Source organism: Streptomyces sp. NPDC104309 (assembly GCF_055584025.1).
On sequence record NZ_JBVJMV010000057.1, the window covers coordinates 24,246 to 43,600 of the forward strand.

The window sequence follows — 19,355 nt, forward strand, 5'->3', positions numbered from 1 at the left end:
TGATTCGGGCAATTCGGACGGGCTGCTGAAGATGCCTTGCCTGTACTCAGGTTGGCGACTCGGGAGACGGCCGACCGCCCGGCCGGGTAACGCTGCGCTGATCCGGCCCCAACTCGGCTTCTACAGGCGGTCCGTGAGCACCTCTGACGCCGCATATGATTGTGTCCTGCTTCCTAAGAAGAACCTCCGGGGGACCGCGCGACGGGCCCTGGGGCCCCGGGCCCGACATCCAGTCGGTCCTCCATCCCGTGGGGGATTCATGGGTAAGCACGCAAGGCCAAGGCCGTTGAACTGGCAGGGAGTGCGACGACGCATTCGTCTGTGGGTACCTTCGGTGGCAGCCACCGTGTTCTGGGTGGGTCAGATGGTCCGCGAATGGCACCACCTGATCTGACGCCGTCTCCAGCTCCCTGAAGCTGAGCTGGAGACCGACGCCTGAATGCGGTTGAGGGGCCCCTGCCGTTGCACCGGTGGGGGCCTCGTCGTTTCCGCAGTACCGCCTGCAGAACGGCCCGATAGGATTCGAGCCACTTGCCGGGGCAGCCTTCGTGTTGCTCGCGAGAAACGCTGCTCGCGAGACACAAGGTTAGCTGAACGCACTGGGCAGTGCGTTACGGTGGCCGCCGCTTCCTGTGTGCCGCGCCATCACCGCTGCGAGGCGCGACTGCCGGCGAGGCCCCCAGTGGCCACCGGGCCCGGTCTGGCCGCCACAATCACGCTCATGCCTGACTGGATGCCCTCGTGGGCACGACCGCGCTGATCGCGATCCTGACGTCTCTGCTCACCCTGATAGTCAGCGGGCGGTACATCTCGCCCCTGCTGGAAGTCCGCAATCGGCGCTTCCAGACGAAGATGCAGGCCCGCGAGAAGTTCCAGGCCGACATGCTCACCATCCTGTCCGCGGCTACCCGACTGCTGGCCGCGCCCATCCCGACCGAGGCGACCGACACGGTCCGCACTGCGCTGCGCGAGGAACGCGCCCGTTGGCGTGCCCAGATCGACGAGGCCACCCGGTACCTCACCGACCACTTCGAGCAGATCGCCTTTGGCTACGCCGGGTCGCAGATCCGTGAACTGGCCGTGCGGTACTCGGGCAACGCTCGCATGGTCTGGATCTCGGACCGGAGCGAGGCCCGCAAGTTGCTGGCGACTCATGTCGTGCCGTCAGGGACACGTCCCGCTCGTTGTTGCACAGTCGACGCCGAGTGCAGACGCCCATGGAGTATTCGACCGAAAACTGGCTCTAAGGCACCTGGCACCGGGACACGATCCCTCTCGGGGCAGCACGGCTGCCTTTGCCGACTCCAGGGAGTTGTCCATGGCCAAACGAACGCCGAGGAAAGGCACAGGGCCCGCCCGACTGTCCGCCGACCGGCTGCGCACGGGGTGGCCCGGACCTTCCAGCACCCGCATCGGACTCGCCCGAGCGCAAGACACAGCCGTGGCCGACGAGCTGCTGGCCACGGCTGGGGTCCGGATCATCCCCACGTTGCGCTCCGCCATCGAGGCCGGGACGGCGGGCTCCGCCCTGCTGGCCGGCCTTGGCGGCACCACGAAGACCTTCTACACGGCCGCCGCCCATATGTTCGTCGGGCACAACAACATGGGCCAGTCCATGTCCAGCCTCAGCCTGACCCTGATCGCCGCCGACGGGCAGGACCAGCCGGTCGGCGCTCTGTGCGTCACCGCACCCGGGACCATCATCGAGAAGGCGATGGACTACGGCTACGAGCCGATGAGGGCCCTGACCCTCGGTGTGGCGGTCGCCAAGGTCCACGGCCTGGCGGTAGCCGAGACGGCCCGCGGACAGGGCCTCGCCGCCGCCCTGTTCAAGCGGGCCTGGCAGGTCTACGCACAGCTCGACTACTTCATGCTGTACGGCTCGTACGAGACCGAACGCGACCTGGGCGCCTTCTATACCCGGCATGGCTACACCGTCCTCGCCCCTGGCGAGGGATTCCTTCTCGATCGCATCGGACTGCCCTTCGGAATCAACGCGGGCAATGACCAGTGCGTGTTCACCCGCTGGCGCTCCCGGAACTGACCACTCGAACAGCGAGGGCCCACGCCGGTCAGTACCTGTTTCTGAACCGGAGACCGCTTGATGCGAGTCGTGGGGCGGCCCAACTCTGTGGAACGCTAGGCCGGTGATCACTGGTGCACCGGATGACGCGGAGTCGCTTGCCGTAGGGGCCCTTGAGTGGCTGATGAAGGCTGCGCGGGACATCAATGACGGTGTGGCCTGGCCAAACACTCTCGACGGCCAGGTCACGCCAGAGCTGTACAGCGGAAGTTCGGGGGTGCTGCCAGCTCTCCTCGATGCATGGCAGTATTTCGCCGACGATCGGTACGCGGACGTGGCTTTGCGCGGTGTCCGCAGCGTCGCTGACGCGGTCGAAGACTGGGAGGACAGCGGCCTCTACACGGGAGTGGCTGGCATGGCTGTCGCCCTGCGGGGCGTGCACCGTGTGCTCGGTGACACCGCGGCGGGGGCGTCCGCCGACCGTGCTCTGGACGTCCTGCGGTCCCGCTACGACGGCGCAGGGTGGAACGACTGCTACGAACTGATCTTCGGCAACGCCGGCATAGCGCTCGCCGCGCTGGAGTGCGGCGATCTCGACCTCGCCCAGTTGGCCGTCGACCGCTACGCGCGCGCTGCCGAGCCGACCACGGCTGGCGTTCAGTGGGAGATCCGGGCTGGCGCGATCCCCCGCCTGCACCACATGTCGCACGGTACCCTCGGCATCGTCTACGCGCTCGCTGCCGTCGGCCGGGCCGCCGACCGCCCCGACCTCGTCGACCTCGCAGTGGCCGGAGCCGCCGACGTCGTCTCCCGCGACGAAGCCGGCCCGGACGGCTTCCTCGTCGCGCACTCCGACCCGCAACAGCAGCACGAGAAGATCGAACGCCATAACTACGGCTGGTGCCACGGCTCAGCCGGCGACGCCCAGGCGTTCCGCTTACTGACCCACGTCTTGCCCGACGATCCCGCCTGGCCCGCCCTCGCCGACCGCTGCTGGCACACAGTCGTCAACTCCGGCATCCCACGACGGATCCGCCCCGGCTTCTGGGATAACAACGGCCGCTGCTGCGGCACCGCCGGCGTCCTCGCCCTCGCCTGCGACCGCCAGGTCGAACGCGGCGATGGCCGTCACTTCGCCGACATCCTCGTCGCCGACCTCGCGGCCCGCGCGACGACCGACGCAGAGGGCGTCCGCTGGTCCAATTTCGAGCACAGGGAGACGCCCAGTGACCTTGCCCCCGCCACTGGCTGGGCCCAGGGCAACGCGGGCATCATCCGTGAGCTCCTGCGCCACGCCCGCATCACCGCGAACCGCGACCCGCAGTACGCCCTCCCCCTCCCGGACCACCTACCCACTGCCTGAGTGCCAGTTGCGGTTCCATATGCACGCGCGCCGTGCGGACTACGGGGCCCTGTGGAGTGGATGAGGCGGTGCGGGAGGCGGCAGGGCTGGCTCCCGTGTCGCCCCGGCGAGGGCCGATGTCGAAGACCACCTGACGTAGGACGACCTTATAGGCCGCTGATCCAGAGGAGTGAGGGGTGGTCAGCTGTTGGTCCGCGTTGGTTTCGTCGGCCAGCTGGGGTTGGCGCCTTGTCGGGCCAGGCGCCTGGTCATGAGGGTGATCGCGGCCCAGGTGATGAGGGCACGGTGTCCGGCTGATGAAGGCGGCCGGCGTCGCCCTGGCGGAGCTCGTGTGCCACCGCGACACGTGGGAGTACCTCACCGGCCTGAGCACCAATCAGACGCACTTCCGAACCCCGCCCAACGTCGATGACATCAAGGACGGGCGGGTACGTGTCGCCTTGTCCGGACGGTCGCTCATCGCGCTCCTGATCGCCCTGTGGGACACCCGGGACAAGGCCGAGTTCCTCACCGCCGACTGGGCCCTGGCGGCCACCGCGTACGACCGGTTCGCCAACGAGCTCGACACCGTCGACAGAGGAACCCAGCACACGGTGCGCATCACGCTCGACGACGGCGCACCTGTCGCGCAGCCCGAACTGGCCGGGACGACCGTGGAGACAGGCACACCAGACAAGTGACGGCGGCGGGGCGGCGGGGCTGGCCGCCGCCCTGTCCCTGCCCGGACCGTACGACCCTGCTGGTAGAGGAGATCCGGCAGGCCGTCCGCGAGGTCCTGATCGAGGAGCTCGCGCCGCTGCGGTCTGTCCAGGAGGAAGGGGCACGCGCGGCAGTGATCGGCGTTCGTGACGACGTGCGGGCGCAGCTGGACGGGGTGGTCGGTGTGCTGCGCGAGCAGCTGGTTGCGGCCCGGGATAAGTCGCGTGCCGAGCTCGCCGTTCTTCGCGAGGAGTCCGCTGGCCTGCGGGCCGAACTGGAGCAGCGGACTGCCGGGGAGCCGGCTGTTGTGCAGGTGACCGGGGAGCACAGCGAACTGCTGCGGAAGGCTGCCCGGGTCTCTTCCGCGACCGTGCTGTGCCATCGTGATGTATGGAAGTTCATCGCCGCGCATGCCGGGCGGCAGCCGCACTTCCGGGTGCCTGCGCAGGTCCTCGACAAGGGCGATGAGCGTGTCCGCGCTGCTCTGTCCGGGCGTTCCCTGATCGCTTTGCTGATCGCCCTGCACTCGGTCAAGCAGACCGCTGTCGAGGGTGACGGTGACCGGGAGCTGGCCACCACCCTCTACGAGCGGATCCAGGAGAGCCTGTCCAAGCTCACCGCGGCAGGCCGACCGGTCACCATCACGCTGGACGACCGCGCTTCGTCCGATGACGACACGGTGGCCGGCACCGGCCCGGAGGATCCGGTCGGGAACCCTGACGGCGACTCGGACGAGCAACGGGACGGGTACAAGGCCGGCGAACGGCCTGACGACGAGAAGGAGTAGCCCGCCAGGCCGGGCCGTTTCGTATTCGGCGATCGCTGCGGCGCGAAGACCGTCCGGATGATCCGGGCGGTCACCAGCGGCGCAGATCCTTGGCCAGCTGTTCGTACCATTCGGCGCGGTGACCGGTGCGGCCCACAGGCTTGTCGCCGAGCGCGACCACGGTGTCGGTGATGCCGTAGACGACTCGGTACAGCAGCACCTGTGTGGCGGTGTCCAGCCACTTCTGAGTTCCGGCGGCCGGCGGCGCGGACCCGAGTACTGTCACGAACCACGTGGGCAGCAGGGCCCGGGCGCTGATCGCATCAGCCAGTCGGCTGCGCAGTACCAGCGTGAGCTTCTGCTCGGACTTCTCGCCCGCGGCAATGACGCGGTGCTTCTCCGCCCAGCCCCCTCCGCGGTTCAACGACGAGCCGGGTCAGCCGGTTTCGGTGAGTGTCGCCGAGGTCGTCTTCAGCCCCTGCCCTTGGATCTGCTCCGGTCGGCGGGGGCCGGCTGCCAGAGGCTTCACCATCACCGCGTACAGCGGGGAGTCGTCGGAGGGCTGGGCCTCGCTGCGCTTCTCGTAGCCCCACTTCTCGTAGAGTGCCTGCACCTTCGGGTGCGTCGAGTCGACGAGGAGCGTGACGTAGTCGACCTCGAAGGAATCGAGCAGCGCGTCGTGGAGCTGCTGGGCCCGGCCGGTGCCCTGCCATCTCGGCAGCACCATCAGCTCGGACAGGGCGAGAATCCGGCCGATGACGCCCTTGGGGCGGTCCGCTCCCACCCACCAGCCACCGGGCTTGAACCGCGAGCCGTACGAGTAGCCGACCGGGCCGCCGTCCTCCCAGCCCGAAACGCATGACCAGTCCTCGCGCCCCGACCAGCGGTCGACGAAGCCGGCGAACCGCTCGCGGGAATTGAACGGGGTGGGCTCGCAGGCGTAGACCTCGTCGTGAATGTCCAGCAGCAGCGAGCGGACGTCCGGCGCGTCGGCGTGCGTGTACCACTTCAGATCCATGTGCGTGACTCCTCGATCCAGCTCACGACCCCGGGCGTCTTCGTGCCCGAAGCCTCGACGACCTTGCGTACGACAGCGAGGGTGTTCGTCGTGCGCTGCGAGCCGGACGTGGGCAGCAGCATCCCGTGGGCTCGCCGCCCGGTGGCGCAGGCCAGCTCCACCTCTCCCTGCCGGGCCTGGGCGAGGGAGAGGTGCGCTGTGTAGAGGGCCTTGTTGCGGACCATGCTTTCGGGGATGGCGGCGAGGGTCCGGTGGAGGCAGGACTCGGCCCGCTCGTGCTCTCCGAGCGCCGTCCAGACGTACGACGACAGGGCATCGAACTCGGCGTGGCTGTAGAACGAGATCCACCCCGCCGCCTGGCCTTCCTGGGCGCGTGCGAAAGCGTTCTCCGCGAGGTGCATGGCCCGCAGGGACTCCGTCGGCTGATGCAACCTCGCCAGGGCGTTGGCGTTGCGCATGTGCCCCAGCGACGCGTACAGCGGATCGCGCCGCGCCACCGACGAGCGCTTCATCACCTGCGCGCCGGCCGCGGCCTCGCCGTGATTTTCCCGCTGGCTGGAGGCGAGCATCAGGTGGTCCCAGACCCGGTACATGGCCGTGCTGTCGCGCGAGAGGCCCGCGAGGGTGAGGGCCTTGTCGAGGTGGTTGCGGGCGCGCAGGGGGGCCCTCGCGTCGATCGCCCCGAAGGCCGCCAGGCACGTGACGTCGGCGGCGAGCCGGTAGGTCTGGCGCTGGATGCGGTCCGAGGCACTGCCCGTCGCCGCCGAGGACTGAATGCGGGCGGCGAGTTCAACGGCCCTGTTCTCGATCTTGCGCGTTCCGCCGAGCCGCGCGTCGTCACGAAGCAGTTCGGCGTACTCCATCTGCAAGCGGTCGGCGTCGGACTGCCCGAGCCGTGAGCGGCGCGCAGGAGCGGCAACGGCGACGGCGGTTGTGGTCGCTGCGAGAAGGAGGGTACGGCGGTGCAAAGAGTCCTCCGCTGGTGCGGCAGTACGGGGTGGGCTGAACCCTAAATCGGCGACCGGGCGCCCGAACACCGCTTCCAGCGCAATGCAGGTACGGGCGATGGGGCGCCGGGTGGTGCCGTTGAGCAGGTTCCTCACCGTCCGTGCGGAGACGTCGCCCGGCCTGCCGGTCAGCTTTTGGAGCGCGGTGTTCATCTGACGTGCCAATTCCTCTTGCTTCAGGCCGATTTCGTCCATCTGGGCCTTGAGGATGACGTTCGCTCCCATGCGACAGACCGTAGCCGCACCCTTACGGTCCGCACTAGCGGATGGGTCATCCGAACGCAAAGTTTTCCGGTTGGCCGGGAGCAAGTCGGCGGCAACCCTTCCTGTCCGCCGTCGGCCGACAGCCGTTGACTGGTCATACGCCGCACGGACCGGGCTCCGGCCCTCCCTAGCAGGAACGCGCGGCACCGCGAGCGACGGCCGGTCCTTGCAGTCCCCCTTCAGGGACCGGCCTTCGCCCCAGACGGAGGAGACATTCATGGCCACCGCACCGCGCCCCGCCTCGCACCGGTCCCTCCCCGCCTGGATACACGAGGGCGCCCGCGTGGTGGACGGCCAGGACCGCGAGGCCATCGTCCAGTTCATCGGCGACCACGAGGACCCGGCCACCCGCCGCGTCATGCCGATCGCCGTGTTCCTGCGGCCCGAAGGCGGGGGCAAGGAGTGGATCGTGGCCCCCGAGGCCCTGCGCGAGGCCGACCCCCGGTGAGTCCGTTACGAGGATGGCGCCAGCGCCTCGCCGTCCTCCTCTACGTCCTCGCCGCCGGCAGGCTCGTCATTGCCCTGGCCCTCGCCGGAGACCCCGGCCGCTAGCCCACAGACCTCCGCCCTTGCGGGCGGGCTCACCCACAGATTCCTCCCCGGATCCCGGGGAGGTGCACCATCCGCCGCAACACCATCGGAAGGAATTCCCATGACCAGCAGCATCCAGGTCGGCGACCTGACGCGGCGTCTGGACCACTCGGTCCCCGACGGCGTCTTCGAGCCGCAGACGGGTGTGGAGTCCCTGACGCGGCGTCTGGACCACTCGGTCCCGGACGGCGTCTTCGAACCGGAGACACCCGCGCTCTGATCTCGGTCCTGAACTGACGCCGTCCGGTTGACGGCGTGGCGGCCCGGTTCGGTATCAGCAGCCGAGCCGGGCCGCATCAGCCTGCGCCACCACCTGATCCGCTGACCCGTGCATCGCAGCCAAGGAGAGATCGCGTTGCAGACCACCATCGCCACCCGAGTAGAGTCCGGTTCCTTCTTCGACCTCGGCAGGCCAGACCCAGCGCTGATCCGTCTGCGCGAGGAAGGCGCCCAGTGGGCTCTGCCGTTCGCGCTCATGGACCACCTCGTGAAGTCCGGCACAGCCACCCCCTACGCCGAGCACGCCCGCGCCCTGCGCAGCGACATCGTCCACGCGTCCGGGGCCGGTTTCGACTGGTTCGACGCCGAGCTCCCGAGGCAGATCGCCGACGAAATCAACCTGTCCCACTACGAGATCGCCCCGCACACCGAGGAGCGCCGCCAGGCGCTGACCCGGGCACTGGAGCGGCTGGCCACGGTCCACCCCGCAGGCTTCGCCCGCGTGCGGGAGTTCGTCCGGGGTCTTTTGTGGGTGGGGCTCAAGCCGGGGGTCCGTACCTCTTCCCTGACCAGCTCCAGCGACCCGGCGCTGCCCTACGTCATCGTGTTCTCCGAGAAGGCCCGGCACCACATCCCGCCGAACACCGTCAGCCAGGAGCCGTCCCCGCTCTTCCTCGCGGAGAACATCCTGCACGAGGGCGTCCACCAGTCGGTGAGCTTCCACATCCTCACCCGCCGCGTGTTCGCCGACGGATACTCCTCCAAGACCTCCCCGAAGATCGAGATCGCGTGGCGTGCGACGCAGGGGGTGGACCGTAACCAGTACTGGGAGGTGGACCGGGCCTTCCACGCGACCTGCGTCTACAACCAGCTGCTGCGGTTCCGCAAGACCGAACTCGACCGCGACGACCTGAGCGCGAATGAGCGTGCGAGCTTCCAGGCCGCCTACGACGAGGGAATGCCGGCCGTCCGCTACCTCATGGACCAGCTCGACCGCATGGGTGAGCACTTCACCGCGCACGGCAGGGAACTTCTGGCCGGCCTGCGCCACCAGACCGACCGGCTTTGACGCCGCCCGACCAGAGCGGGAACCGAACAGCGGAGGGCGAGTGCTCCAGCACCTCATCACACAAGACGCGGACCTGCGCATGGTCCCCACCGACCGCGACCAGCTGACCACCGCCGTCGAAGAGATCCGTGAGGAACTGCGGACGCTTCCCGACGGCAAGGACGCCGACCGGAAGCGGGTCATGGCCCGGTGGATCGGCATCGGCCTGCTGAGCCTGGGCCACTACGACGACGCACGCGCCTTCCTGCGGCAGGCGCTCGACCTGGCCACCGCCCTCGGCAACACCCGGGCCGTCTTCGCCACCGAACTCAACCTCGGCGACGCCCACCGCTACGCCGGGCAAGCAGAAGCCGCTGAGGTTCTCTACCTCAGCGCCCTGGACGCCGCCCGGAGGGCAAATCCGGAACTCACCGACTTCGCCCTCCAGCACTTCGGCAAGCACCTCATGGAGCAGGGCGACCTTGTCCTTGCGCGCGCTCATCTGCGCGAAGCGTGGCAGCTTCGGATCGCCAAGGGTGACGCCGGGCTGATCGAATCCACGCAAGACGCACTCGACCGTGTCGCACTGCTGCTCGGCCAGCCAGGCGCCGGCGTGACCGTTGCGACGGCCGGTGACACGCAAGCGGCGCAGTGGAGCAAGCGGTGGACCACATGGCTCCAGTCCCGCACCACGGCCCGGACGCCGGCCCGGTGGGCTGAAGATTTCCCCTCCTTGCGGGACACGGCGCGTTCTCTGACCGCACACGAGCGGGTACGGCCCTGCCACCTGCCCGATCAGTCGTTCCCCGCCGAGTTGGTCGCCGCTATGACGCGGGAGGCCGAAAGGGTCCTGGCCACTGACGGATACCTTCACAACGGCAAGTGGAACGCGCCGGTCGGTGAAGCCGCGAACCGCTTCGCCGGACAGGTCGATCTCGCCGCCGTCGTGGCACGCTCCACCGGCCTGGAGGTCGAGCCGCCGCACAACGCCGTGTACATCGCCTACCTGGAGGAGGGGCAGTTCCTCGACTTCCACGTCGATGAGTTCGGCTTCGGTGAGGCCAACCTGATCCTGTGCCTCAAACACGATCGCCCCACCGCGGACACCACCGCGAGCACCACCGTCTTCATCAGCGCCGACGGCTACCGTGAATGCGATCTCGCACCAGGGGACTGCATCGTGTTCGACGGGGCGATCACACCGCACGGAAGGACGCCCCTCAGCGCCGGGGAGAGGGTCGCCCTCATCAGCTTCGGCTTCCGCGCGCGTGATCAAGCTACGCGTTCGGCCGCCTTCCTTCCGCCGGCCCCATAGGTAGGCGAACCGTCCTCCACCCGTTCCGGGGGCTCTGGCGTGAACCGCACTGGGGCCCCCGCGGTGGGGTGTCCAGGGACAGCTCCCTGGACACCCCGGCCCCAATCCCCAGGCCGACGGCTCAGTGTCCTGTAGTCATGAACATCCGGGTCCCTCCACGGGGCCCGCTCCGGGTACCGGCTTCCTGGTTCTCCCCCCGATCCGGGCGGAGCCGGTTACCGGGCCCCAGCAGCGGACGGTTCCGTTGTGTCTCACGCCGCGCGGGGCGCGGGCCGGGGATCACCGCACTCGGCGGCCATCGCCTCGGCGGCCGCGCGGACGTCACGGGCCCACTGGAACGAGTGGTACACCACTGCTGTACTTGACGTTCAGGCGAGCCGCAGGCCAGAAAAGCTAAGGGCCCCCACCTGCTGGCTAAGGGCCCCCACCTGCTGGTGGGGGTCCTTAAAAGTCTGACCCCGGTCGCGTAGCGTAAGCCAGAGGCTGAACCGGGGAATCTGTCATTCATGATACATCAGGGGGGTGCAGATACAACCCACAGCAGCGCAGCTCAGGCTTCTGGAGCCGCTGATCTCCCGCCCCCGCCTGGCGCCCTACCTCGCCCCCACGACGTCGTCGGCCGCTGCGATGGAGCTGTACCTGTGGAACGTCCGCGTCTCTGCCGCCTTCGCGGAGGTCATAGCCCTGGCGGAGATCATCCTGCGCAACGCGATGGCCGAGCAGCTGGCCGCCGCGTACGGGGCCACCTGGTACGCGCAGGAAGAACTGTTCGACGACCGCACGATCAACGGGTTCCGCAGCACGTGGCGCAACATCAACATGCCCAATGACCCCGGCACCAGAAGACCGGCGAGCAAGACACTGCGAACCGTCCCGGCCGGGAAGATGGTGGCGGAGTCCACCTTCGGCTGCTGGGTTCACCTGCTCGACAAAGGCGGCACCCGCGGCGACGGCCCGTTCAAGAAGAACGTCGACTACGACTCCACTTTGTGGCGCAAGGCCCTGCACAAGGCATTCCCGAACAGCGGCGGCAAGCGGGCCACCGTGTTCACCACCGCCAGTCACGTCCGCTCCCTGCGCAACCGCGTCGCACATCACGAGCCCCTGATCAACGGCGTGCCGCTGCACGGCCAGTCCAACAGTCAAGGCCGTGCGCGCCGACTCAGCCTCACCGACGCTCACGCCGAAGTCATGCGCCTGGTTGAGTACATCGACAAGGACGTCGCCACCTGGCTCGGGCAGACCAGCCGCGTGCCCGAACTGCTGCGCACCCGGCCGTGACCCATCCCGGCGCGGCAACCTGATGCAGACGTCGGCCGTTTCCGGTGATCAACGTGCCAAGCCTGTCCAGCGGTTCACGCCCATCACGTCGGGCCAGGCCGACGTCGTGGGCTGGTGAACCGGGCGAGTTCACCGGCCATCGGGCTGCCTGCCCGCGTACGGTGGGCCCGCCCCCGCGCCCTGTCCGTCACGGTGAGGACGCGGGCATTGGGGACGGACACGGCATGGGAGGAAGAACGGGATGACGGAGGCCACTGCGAGCGAGCTGGACGAGCGGGTGCTGGGGCGCAGGTGGACGGTGCGTCTGGATGCTGCCGGTCGTGGCAGTGCGGTGGTGCGCGTCTCGTGCAGCCGGCCCGCCTGCGCCGAGCAGCGTCTGCCGTCCGCGGCCGCCGGTCGTGCGGCTGCGGTCGCCCACCTCAAGGCCCACCTGCGGGCCGGGCCCCGAGCCGAGGTGTACTGCGCGTGCCGGGCCGAGAGCTGCCGCATGCACCTCCGCCCTGACGACCGGCAAATGCGTGCCCAGCCCTGGCGGTGCGGCGGGACGGTCGTCCTGGCCGTGGTCACCGACCGGGAACGGCGCTGGTGGCAGGCCCTGGAGTGCTGTTCACGCTGCGCGGCCGCCACCCCCGGCGCACAGGTCGTCACCACCGCTCAGGCCGCCTCCGACCCGGCAACCGACGCCCCGGATACTGCCGACCGCCCGTCGACCGCTCCTGCTGGCGCGCCGCAGTTCTCCGACAGTCCCTCGCCCGCGGCTGGCCCGCGGGAAGTACCGGCCCCCCGCCCCGCTCCGACGCGGCGCCGCCCGTACGGGAAGATCGCACAGCGGGTCGTCCCGTACGACCTGCAGCCCGTCGTCCTGCGGGACGAGCTCGTCGAGCTCGGTGACCTCTTCCGCGCCTACCAGCAGCGCCCCGAACTCGACCTGGCGCTGCTCGCCGACCTCCAGGAGCGCAAGGCACGCGCTTTCACCACCTGGGCCGATGTCACCGGAGACATCAATCTGCGGCTTGAGGCCCGGCGCGCCGAGCAGGCCGCCACCGCCGCCCGCCTCCAGCACCAGCAGCGCACCGGCCCGGGCACGAACAGCAACGAACCAGACAGCAACGCCCCGGCCTTGGCCCGCCTGCTGACCGCGCCGACGCAGTGGGACCACGCCCGGTCCGTCCTGGCCCACGTCACCGTCACCACCCCGCTGCCTGGCCCCCAAGCGCGTCTGCTGATGCTGATGCTGACTCTGCGCACCGCGCACACCGGCACGGGGAACCTCGTCGGCCAGGACCTCACCGGGCTGGGCCTGAGCGAGCCGGAGGACCTGGTCGCGCAGCTGGCCGACTGCGGCTGGTTGCGCCTCCCCAGTACCCCTGGTGACCTGCTCGCTTCCCGGCCCGAGAACCCCACCCCCATCACCGTCCCCTCCCTGGTTCCTGATGAGGACAAGCCGGGCCCGTTCACGTTCGGCAAGAAACTGCGGCCCAAGCTCAGCGGCTGGGCCCAGAAAGTCGTCTCCGACAAAACGCTCCGCAAAGCCAAGGCCCCCGCAGCCGCCCGGCTGCTCGCCCTGACACTGGCCACACAGACCAGCGCCTCGGGACGGCTCGGCCCCAGCGGCCAGGGCATCGCCCTGGACTCGCTCGCGGCCTGGGTCCCGGTGGATCCCGGCGAGCTGCAGCACCTGGTCGACCAGCTGACCGCAGCGGACTGGCTCACCGAAGCCGCCTCCACCGACACCCACCTCACCGGGCAGCTGAGCGAACGCATCCTCCCGCTCACCTGCCCCCTTCCCTAGCCGGACCAGGCCGGGGCACCAGACCCGTCCGGGTGAAGCCCGTAACAATGTCGGCCGTCCTGAACCCCGGTCCTGCTGGATGATGGTCGGGCATTGGCCCGAGGCGGGCCGCGTTCTGACCGCCGCCCGATCCGGCGTACTGGAACGCAAGGAGCGTGGCATTGCGCCGGCCTGCACCGGGCGGCGTCAGCTGGCGGCGGCGCTCAGCACGGGCGGCGTTGGGCGGGCCCGCCGTCCGGGTCCCTCTCCTGCTCGAGGAAGGCGAGGCGCGGCTGAACTCGCGCATTGCCTTCGCCTTGCGTTCCACCGTGGCCGCGATGCCGGGGTTCACGTGTCGCGCCCGTCACCTCTGGGCGCTCGGGCTGCGGCGGGCGTCAACGCGCCCGACAAGAAGTCCACGGGCCGACAGGGCAGTGGACTTCTTGCCTCAGAAGCGCTGTTGAAGCCAGATCGCGATGAGGCTGGCGGCCAGGGTGCCGGTGCCGTAGCACAGGCCGCGTACGAAGTGGCTGGCGGCAGGGCGCCGCTGAGCGAGTACCCACCTGCGCAGGCGGGATACGCGCGAGGATCTTTCCGGGCAGGGCTTTGCAGTGCTCATCTCGGATCATCTTCGGTTCGGGGCACGCCGGTTGAGCCCTGCGGCCGAACGCGCCCGGTGGCCGCGCAGGGCGGGGTGTCGGCGGTGCCGGTCAGTGGCGGACGAGTGCGGCCTCGGGCAGTCCTTCGGGCAGGCGGTCGTTCTGGACGAAAGACGTCATGGCCTCGTTGGTCGGTGTGGGCGCGGAGCTTGCGATGTCGCGGCCCGGGGGCGTGGCGCGGGCGAGGTGCAGGGGCAGGTGCTGGTCGGCGGTGAATCCGAGGAGTCGGGAGTGTGCGCACCAGACTCTGGCTTCCGGGGTGGTTCCGTTGGCGGCGTGGTAGAGAGCCAGGACGTGGGCGGCGAGGGCGCTTTCGGCGCCGGCGGCGAAGCGCCACCAGTAGAGGGCGCTGTCACGTCGGCCGAGGATGTAGAGAAGGCAGGCGAAGGCGCAGGCTCCGGCTGCGTCGTAGTCGAGGTCGAAGGCTGCCATGAGGGTGGCGGCGTTCTCGGCGCTGAGGATGGTTTCGCACAGGTGCCGGAGGTGGTTGAGCGTGGCTGCTGGCTGGTCTGCTGGGTTGCGTGTGACGACCGGGAGAGGGCGGCGCCGGAGGCCACGCCGGATGGCGGGGCGGGTGGAGCGCTGGCGCTGCGGGTTGAAGGAGGGGGGCGTGCAGGTGTCCACCGGTGTGGAGCGTGTGGGGTCGTCGTGGACTCTGGGTGGGCGGGCAGCGTGTTCTTCGATGCGCGTGGAGAGCCGGTTCATGAAGTCGTCGGTGTCGTGGGTGCTGAGCATGTCGTGCAACACCTGCGCTTCGGCGCGCAGAGTCTCTTCGAGCATCAGGAATCTCCTCCGTTCCTCGGTTCGGGGGGAGTCATGAGGGCTTGCAGGGCTTTGAGCCCGAGATGGACGTTGGTCTTGGCGGCGCCGGGCGTGATGTCGAGGTGGTCGGCGATTTCGGCGAACCCCATCTCCTCGATGTAGCGGAGCCGGACGCACTCTGCCTGTTTTGGTGCCCGGTCCTGGAGGACGGCGCGGGCCCGGTCGAGCCGGTCGTATCCGCGCAGCTCCAACAGGTCGTCCGCGGTTGGGGTGTGTGGGAGCCCGGGGTGCGGAATCTCGCGGCTGGCCAGGCGGGCGCGCCGGCGATAGAAGTCGATGCTCGTGTCGTGCACGATTTTCCGGGCGAGGGCCAGTGGGTTGTCGCAGGCCTTGATCTTGGGCCACTTCTTGTGGATCTTCAGTGCCGCGTCGAGGACTGCTTCGTCCGCATCGAAAAGGTCGCGGAGATGGCTGATGGCGATGCGCAGGAACTCGTCCTTGTGCCGGATGAGGAAGTCACGGAACTCGGCATCCATCGGCTGCTGTTCCGGGGCAAGTTCGTGGCTCTCATGGGGGCCGGTCACAGCGCCCCCTTGTGGGCAGGCGGGTGGGACGGCCGTGGGCACGCGGTGCGGTAGAACGCGCGAGCCTGCGAGGCGGTCAACTGGTAGGCACCGGGTTGTACCAGCGGCGTGTACCAGGCCCTGAAAAGCCTCACGGACTCCTCCTCTTCTTCCAGTTCGAGACCCGGCGTGCGCCGTTGCGCGCCGGGAGCTTGTTGCACCCCTACACCGATCAGACGACCCCTCAGAGTTAGGCGCGAGACGCATGTTCGCTCATGTTGTGTGATCAACCAGTTACTTAAAGGCATCTGACCTGCACGTCTACTCACGTGGCGTGACGCATCTCACACGCTCTGTAGGTGTAGCGGGAAGTCCTAGCGTCATCCACAGCACGCACTGGCCCGGGAAGCCGGACGGCCCGGCAGGTCAGGGGTGCAACGGGCTTGTGCTGCCTGACTGTTTCGCGCAGCCACTGACCCAGAGCTGGCCGATCAACTCGCTGACACGGCCGCGGCGGCGCTGGACCAGCCACGCCGACGGGGCATCACCGCCGACCTGCCGGGCCCTCTCGCACCCCGCGCTGGCGACGATCAGCACACATGACCGTCTGTCACAGGTACTGCACAGCTGCGATCATGAGGTCTCGTCAGCCCCGACCAGCTGGAGATCTCACCGTGCCCGTGCGCCGTTTCGCACCCATTGCCGCTGTCTTCCTCGTAGCTTCACTCGGCGCCTGCAATCCGAGCGCGGCGAAGACCGAGTCCGACTCAAAGCCGTCGGCCCCCGCTTCCTCAGCCGGCGCTTCCAGTCCTCCGGCTGGCAGCAGCCCCTCGGCAGCCCCAGGAGCTCCTGCAGGCGCCAGTGGCCTGTCTCTCGCCGAGGCCATCGCGAAGATCCCGGCCGCGGACGAGAACCGCACCGGGTACGAGCGCGACAGCTTCAAGCACTGGATCGACGAGGACAGCGACGGCTGCTCAACCCGCAACGAGGTCCTGCTTGCCGAAGCGGTCAAGAAGCCTGAGCAGGGCCCTCGGTGCACCCTGACCGGGGGTGAGTGGCTGTCGTACTACGACGAAGTCACCGTCACCGACGCCCGGAAGCTGGACATCGACCACATGGTCCCGCTCGCCGAGGCGTGGGACAGCGGCGCCTCCAAGTGGGACGCGGACCGGCGCATGAGGTACGCGAACGACCTCGGATCCGAACGCAGCCTCGTCGCGGTCACCGCGAAAACGAACCGCAGCAAGGCCGACAAGGACCCGAGCGAATGGATGCCACCGGCAGCATCCGCGAAGTGCACCTACCTGGCCGACTGGACCGCCACGAAGCTTAGGTGGAAGCTCACCGCGGACGACAAGGAGCGGACCGCGCTGACGGGCCTCGCCAAGGACTGCTCGAACACGGTCGTGAAGTACGAAGTCGCCCCGTAGCGCACCTTCTGACAGTGGTCGGTGCGGACCCTGCCCGCATGGAAGAGCTGATGCGGCGCCGGGTCTACGGCGCCGACCACGACGACCCCGACCCCGGACCGCAGCCCGGCCACGAGTACGTGGAACTGGTCGGCGGCCCCCTCGACGGGCTGCTCCTGGACGTGACCGGCTGCACGGACGAGGAACGCGCGACCGGAGCCATGCTGATCACGGAGACCGGCGCCTACAGTCCGGGCGGGCGTGCTGACTACGAGCCCAGGCCCGACACATTGGACAGGTGGGACTGGCAGGGCGACGTGCCGTAGCTCATCGCATCCGGGTCACGGTCAGCGTCCCGTGCCGCCCGGACGCTGACGGAGTCGATCGCGCACCGCGACCAGTCCAACTCGCCCTGGGCGCTGAAGGCGCGGCTGACGGAGCGTGGCGCGTGCATCGAGGATCTGCAGCGGGCGCTGGCCGCCCTGATGCCCGCCCTGGAAGCGGGGCCGCCCATCCCCGCGCAGGGCGGACCGCAAGGTCAATACCCCTGTGACAGAACGAAGACGTCGCGGAGGACCGCCTGTGACTCGGTGCGAGATACAAATACTTCCGACCACATGCACCGCGCTACTCCCGGGGGAACACCGTGAAGTACACCCGCATCACTGCTCTCGCCGCCATCGGCGTCGCCGCCACCCTCTCGCTCACAGCCTGTGGCAGCGACAGCTCCGGGAAGGACTCGTCCTCCAACGGCTCCTCGTCCTCGTCTTCTTCGTCCTCGGACAGTGGCACGAAGTCGGAGGGCAGCTCGGGCTCCCGCGGCTCGGAGGCCAGCAACGCGAAGGCGGGCTCCGGCGGCTCGGAGGCCGGCAACGCGAAGGCGGGCTCCGGTGAGAACACCAAGGCAGAGGCAGCCGCGAACGGCGCGACGAAGACCGGCGGCAAGGTCACGTTCTGCAAGACGGAGAACCTGGCCATCGACGCCAGGGACGCCGCGCCCGACAAGGACTCCGGCAGGATCGACATCACCATGATCAACCGGGGTTCGACCACCTGCTCGGCGACGGGCTTCGCGGGTGTCGACATCAAGGACGCCGACCACACCTCGAACCCCATCGAGCGCGGCCACGCCCAGCCGCGTGTCACCACCCTGAAGCCCGGCGACGCCGCTGTCTTCAACCTCGCCTACGACATCGACAACACCGGCAAAAGCCTCGCGTCCCCGACCAACATCCTGGTGACGCCCCCGAACGAGACCCACACCGTGAACCTCAAGTGGCCCGCGGGCGCGGGGGACATCAAGGGCGCCTACACCGACGTTGAGGTCTACCCCACGCACACGACCAAGTAGGGGTGGTGGGCGGCCGGCCCCGGTGGCCAATCGCCGGATCCGGCCAGGGTCTCGGCCATCCAGCGTGTAGCCAGCCCGTGTCAGCAACGCTTGGCATGCCCCTTTCGCAGCAGGTTCTAATTCAGAGAAGGCGCCGACCACGACGACCCCGGCCCGCAGCCCGGCCACGTGTACGTCGAGCTGGTCGGCGCCCCCTCGACGGGCTACTCCTGGACATGACCGACTGGACGGCCGAGGAACGTGCTGCCGGCGCCATGCTGATCGCGGAGATCGGCGCCTACGGCCCGGGGGCCGCGCCGAGTACGAACCCAGGCCCGGTGCGCCGGGCCTGGGGGACTGGCAAGGCGACGTGCCGTAGCTCATCGCATCCGGGTCACGGTCAGTGTCCCGTGCCGCCTGGACCCGGCCAGCACCTCCACCACCAGATCCGACTCCACCCGCGTGTACACCTCGCCCCCGGCCTGCCGCTCCCCCACCACCATCGCGCCGCCCAGCGCCTCACCGACCCGCACCGCGAGAACCGGCGTCAGCCTCGCCGACACCCGCGCCGGCCCGCCCTCGTCCCCGACCGCCAGGACCAGATGATGCGGCCGGCGCCGCGGCCCCGTGAACCCGACCACCAAGGCATCGACCGTGTCCGCGTGGCGCACCTTCACCCACCTACGGCGTCCCGCCGGATAACTGGCCCCGGCACGCTTTGCGACGATCCCCTCGATCCCCTGCTCCCGCAGCCCGTCGTACCAGACCGCGGCCACCTCCCGGTCCTCGGTCGCGGGCACAGCCTGGATCGGCGGCCCGACCTCGGCCAAGAGCTCCACCAGATAGGCGCGCCGCTCCATGTACGGGCGGCTGCGGAGGTCCCCGATCGCAGGGTCGGGGTGCTGCAGGACATCCCAGCAGGTATACGAGGCGGGGTGCCGGGCCGCGAGGGAGCGGGCCCGGGTGACGGACGACGCGGCCCGGGACTGCGCCGCGGCGAAGTCGAGCCGGCCTTCCCGCCAGATCACCGCCTCACCGTCCAGCACGGTCCCTGGTCGAAGGGCCATGCCGGCGACGGCCAGGTCCATCCAGTGCTGGGTGACAACCCTGCCGGACCGGGCGTACAGGATCACGGTGTCGTCGGTGCGGTGCAGCACGGTCCGATGGCCGTCGTTCTCCAGACTTCGCGATGTCTCATGAGACACCGGCGGCTGAGCTGCCTCTCTTACCGCCAAGTCATTGGCTCGGCTTGCACTGGCGGTCGTAC

The 19,355-nt window shown here is 69.2% G+C and carries 20 protein-coding genes and 1 pseudogene; 14 read left to right on the forward strand and 7 right to left on the reverse strand.

The window, feature by feature from the left end; genetic code table 11:
• Positions 1-645 precede the first annotated feature (645 nt).
• On the reverse strand, positions 646-1,155 hold the full coding sequence (locus ACZ68L_RS41395) for a hypothetical protein (RefSeq protein ID WP_469588614.1): 510 nt from the start codon (positions 1,153-1,155) through the stop codon (positions 646-648).
• A gap of 163 nt (positions 1,156-1,318) precedes the next feature.
• Here ACZ68L_RS41395 and ACZ68L_RS41400 point away from each other — a divergent pair, with 163 nt between their 5' ends.
• The 4 genes from ACZ68L_RS41400 (at position 1,319) to ACZ68L_RS41415 (ending at position 4,872) form a co-directional block, all read left to right on the forward strand.
• A complete protein-coding gene (locus ACZ68L_RS41400; protein WP_469588617.1) occupies positions 1,319-2,044 on the forward strand; it encodes a GNAT family N-acetyltransferase in 726 nt (241 codons plus the stop codon).
• A gap of 103 nt (positions 2,045-2,147) precedes the next feature.
• Positions 2,148-3,386, forward strand: a complete 1,239-nt coding sequence (locus ACZ68L_RS41405) for a lanthionine synthetase LanC family protein (protein WP_469588620.1) — start codon at positions 2,148-2,150, stop codon at positions 3,384-3,386.
• A gap of 296 nt (positions 3,387-3,682) precedes the next feature.
• The gene (locus ACZ68L_RS41410) at positions 3,683-4,066 is read left to right on the forward strand and encodes a hypothetical protein (RefSeq protein WP_469588623.1); all 384 of its coding nucleotides are present in this window, start codon (positions 3,683-3,685) and stop codon (positions 4,064-4,066) included.
• Entirely contained in the window at positions 4,063-4,872 is an 810-nt protein-coding gene (locus ACZ68L_RS41415; RefSeq protein WP_469588624.1) for a hypothetical protein, read from the forward strand. The genes ACZ68L_RS41410 and ACZ68L_RS41415 overlap by 4 nt, the downstream gene beginning before the upstream one ends.
• A 70-nt stretch (positions 4,873-4,942) precedes the next feature.
• Here ACZ68L_RS41415 and ACZ68L_RS41420 read toward each other — a convergent pair whose 3' ends face one another.
• The 3 genes from ACZ68L_RS41420 to ACZ68L_RS41430 are packed head-to-tail and all read right to left on the reverse strand — an operon-like array spanning position 4,943 to position 7,101.
• Complete coding sequence (locus ACZ68L_RS41420; protein WP_469588626.1) at positions 4,943-5,275, reverse strand: hypothetical protein; 333 nt, start codon at positions 5,273-5,275, stop codon at positions 4,943-4,945.
• A 12-nt stretch (positions 5,276-5,287) separates the two neighbouring features.
• The gene (locus tag ACZ68L_RS41425; protein WP_469588629.1) at positions 5,288-5,869 is read right to left on the reverse strand and encodes a GNAT family N-acetyltransferase; all 582 of its coding nucleotides are present in this window, start codon (positions 5,867-5,869) and stop codon (positions 5,288-5,290) included.
• Positions 5,860-7,101 (reverse strand): helix-turn-helix domain-containing protein, encoded by a 1,242-nt coding sequence (locus tag ACZ68L_RS41430; RefSeq protein ID WP_469588632.1) that lies wholly within the window; start codon positions 7,099-7,101, stop codon positions 5,860-5,862. Before ACZ68L_RS41430 ends, ACZ68L_RS41425 begins: the two co-directional genes overlap by 10 nt.
• A gap of 256 nt (positions 7,102-7,357) precedes the next feature.
• Between ACZ68L_RS41430 and ACZ68L_RS41435 the strand changes: the two genes are divergently transcribed.
• From ACZ68L_RS41435 to ACZ68L_RS41460, 6 genes are all read left to right on the forward strand, one after another.
• A complete protein-coding gene (locus tag ACZ68L_RS41435) occupies positions 7,358-7,588 on the forward strand; it encodes a hypothetical protein (protein ID WP_469588635.1) in 231 nt (76 codons plus the stop codon).
• Positions 7,589-7,792: 204 nt separating this feature from the next.
• Entirely contained in the window at positions 7,793-7,951 is a 159-nt protein-coding gene (locus tag ACZ68L_RS41440; RefSeq protein WP_469588637.1) for a hypothetical protein, read from the forward strand.
• A gap of 135 nt (positions 7,952-8,086) precedes the next feature.
• Positions 8,087-9,019, forward strand: coding sequence for a hypothetical protein (locus ACZ68L_RS41445; RefSeq protein WP_469588640.1), 933 nt, complete (start codon positions 8,087-8,089; stop codon positions 9,017-9,019).
• A gap of 40 nt (positions 9,020-9,059) precedes the next feature.
• Positions 9,060-10,313, forward strand: coding sequence for a tetratricopeptide repeat protein (locus tag ACZ68L_RS41450; protein WP_469588642.1), 1,254 nt, complete (start codon positions 9,060-9,062; stop codon positions 10,311-10,313).
• A 522-nt stretch (positions 10,314-10,835) separates the two neighbouring features.
• Positions 10,836-11,594, forward strand: a complete 759-nt coding sequence (locus tag ACZ68L_RS41455; protein WP_469588644.1) for an Abi family protein — start codon at positions 10,836-10,838, stop codon at positions 11,592-11,594.
• A 241-nt stretch (positions 11,595-11,835) separates the two neighbouring features.
• Positions 11,836-13,386 carry a hypothetical protein gene (locus ACZ68L_RS41460; protein ID WP_469588647.1) on the forward strand — a complete coding sequence of 517 codons (1,551 nt, stop codon included), beginning with the start codon at positions 11,836-11,838 and terminating at the stop codon, positions 13,384-13,386.
• 689 nt (positions 13,387-14,075) lie between these two features.
• Here ACZ68L_RS41460 and ACZ68L_RS41465 read toward each other — a convergent pair.
• Both ACZ68L_RS41465 and ACZ68L_RS41470 read right to left on the reverse strand, forming a co-directional pair.
• Entirely contained in the window at positions 14,076-14,804 is a 729-nt protein-coding gene (locus tag ACZ68L_RS41465) for a hypothetical protein (protein WP_469588650.1), read from the reverse strand.
• Positions 14,804-15,370 carry an RNA polymerase sigma factor gene (locus ACZ68L_RS41470; RefSeq protein ID WP_469588653.1) on the reverse strand — a complete coding sequence of 189 codons (567 nt, stop codon included), beginning with the start codon at positions 15,368-15,370 and terminating at the stop codon, positions 14,804-14,806. The genes ACZ68L_RS41465 and ACZ68L_RS41470 overlap by 1 nt, the downstream gene beginning before the upstream one ends.
• Positions 15,371-16,023: 653 nt before the next feature.
• Here ACZ68L_RS41470 and ACZ68L_RS41475 point away from each other — a divergent pair.
• From ACZ68L_RS41475 to ACZ68L_RS41490, 4 genes and pseudogenes are all read left to right on the forward strand, one after another.
• Positions 16,024-16,779: an HNH endonuclease family protein gene (locus ACZ68L_RS41475; RefSeq protein ID WP_469588655.1), complete on the forward strand. Its 756-nt coding sequence runs from the start codon at positions 16,024-16,026 to the stop codon at positions 16,777-16,779.
• Positions 16,780-16,817: 38 nt separating this feature from the next.
• A complete protein-coding gene (locus ACZ68L_RS41480) occupies positions 16,818-17,084 on the forward strand; it encodes a hypothetical protein (RefSeq protein ID WP_469588657.1) in 267 nt (88 codons plus the stop codon).
• A gap of 320 nt (positions 17,085-17,404) precedes the next feature.
• Positions 17,405-18,109 (forward strand): DUF4232 domain-containing protein, encoded by a 705-nt coding sequence (locus tag ACZ68L_RS41485; RefSeq protein ID WP_469588659.1) that lies wholly within the window; start codon positions 17,405-17,407, stop codon positions 18,107-18,109.
• Between the two features lie 168 nt (positions 18,110-18,277).
• Positions 18,278-18,467: pseudogene (locus tag ACZ68L_RS41490) on the forward strand (hypothetical protein).
• Between the two features lies 1 nt (position 18,468).
• On the opposite strand, the gene ACZ68L_RS41495 reads toward ACZ68L_RS41490, so the two are convergent.
• The coding region (locus ACZ68L_RS41495; protein WP_469588661.1) for an ATP-dependent DNA ligase at positions 18,469-19,355 on the reverse strand (887 nt) is incomplete at its 5' end.

What these genes read in the sequence shown, in the direction of transcription:
- ACZ68L_RS41395 (WP_469588614.1), bottom strand. Translation starts at nt 1,155, where the DNA reads ATGAGTCGCCAGCAACTTGCGGGCCTCGCTCCGGTCCGAGATCCAGAC.
- ACZ68L_RS41400 (WP_469588617.1), top strand. Translation starts at nt 1,319, where the DNA reads ATGGCCAAACGAACGCCGAGGAAAGGCACAGGGCCCGCCCGACTGTCC.
- ACZ68L_RS41410 (WP_469588623.1), top strand. Translation starts at nt 3,683, where the DNA reads ATGAAGGCGGCCGGCGTCGCCCTGGCGGAGCTCGTGTGCCACCGCGAC.
- ACZ68L_RS41425 (WP_469588629.1), bottom strand. Translation starts at nt 5,869, where the DNA reads ATGGATCTGAAGTGGTACACGCACGCCGACGCGCCGGACGTCCGCTCG.
- ACZ68L_RS41430 (WP_469588632.1), bottom strand. Translation starts at nt 7,101, where the DNA reads ATGGGAGCGAACGTCATCCTCAAGGCCCAGATGGACGAAATCGGCCTG.
- ACZ68L_RS41435 (WP_469588635.1), top strand. Translation starts at nt 7,358, where the DNA reads ATGGCCACCGCACCGCGCCCCGCCTCGCACCGGTCCCTCCCCGCCTGG.
- ACZ68L_RS41440 (WP_469588637.1), top strand. Translation starts at nt 7,793, where the DNA reads ATGACCAGCAGCATCCAGGTCGGCGACCTGACGCGGCGTCTGGACCAC.
- ACZ68L_RS41460 (WP_469588647.1), top strand. Translation starts at nt 11,836, where the DNA reads ATGACGGAGGCCACTGCGAGCGAGCTGGACGAGCGGGTGCTGGGGCGC.
- ACZ68L_RS41465 (WP_469588650.1), bottom strand. Translation starts at nt 14,804, where the DNA reads ATGCTCGAAGAGACTCTGCGCGCCGAAGCGCAGGTGTTGCACGACATG.
- ACZ68L_RS41480 (WP_469588657.1), top strand. Translation starts at nt 16,818, where the DNA reads ATGGAAGAGCTGATGCGGCGCCGGGTCTACGGCGCCGACCACGACGAC.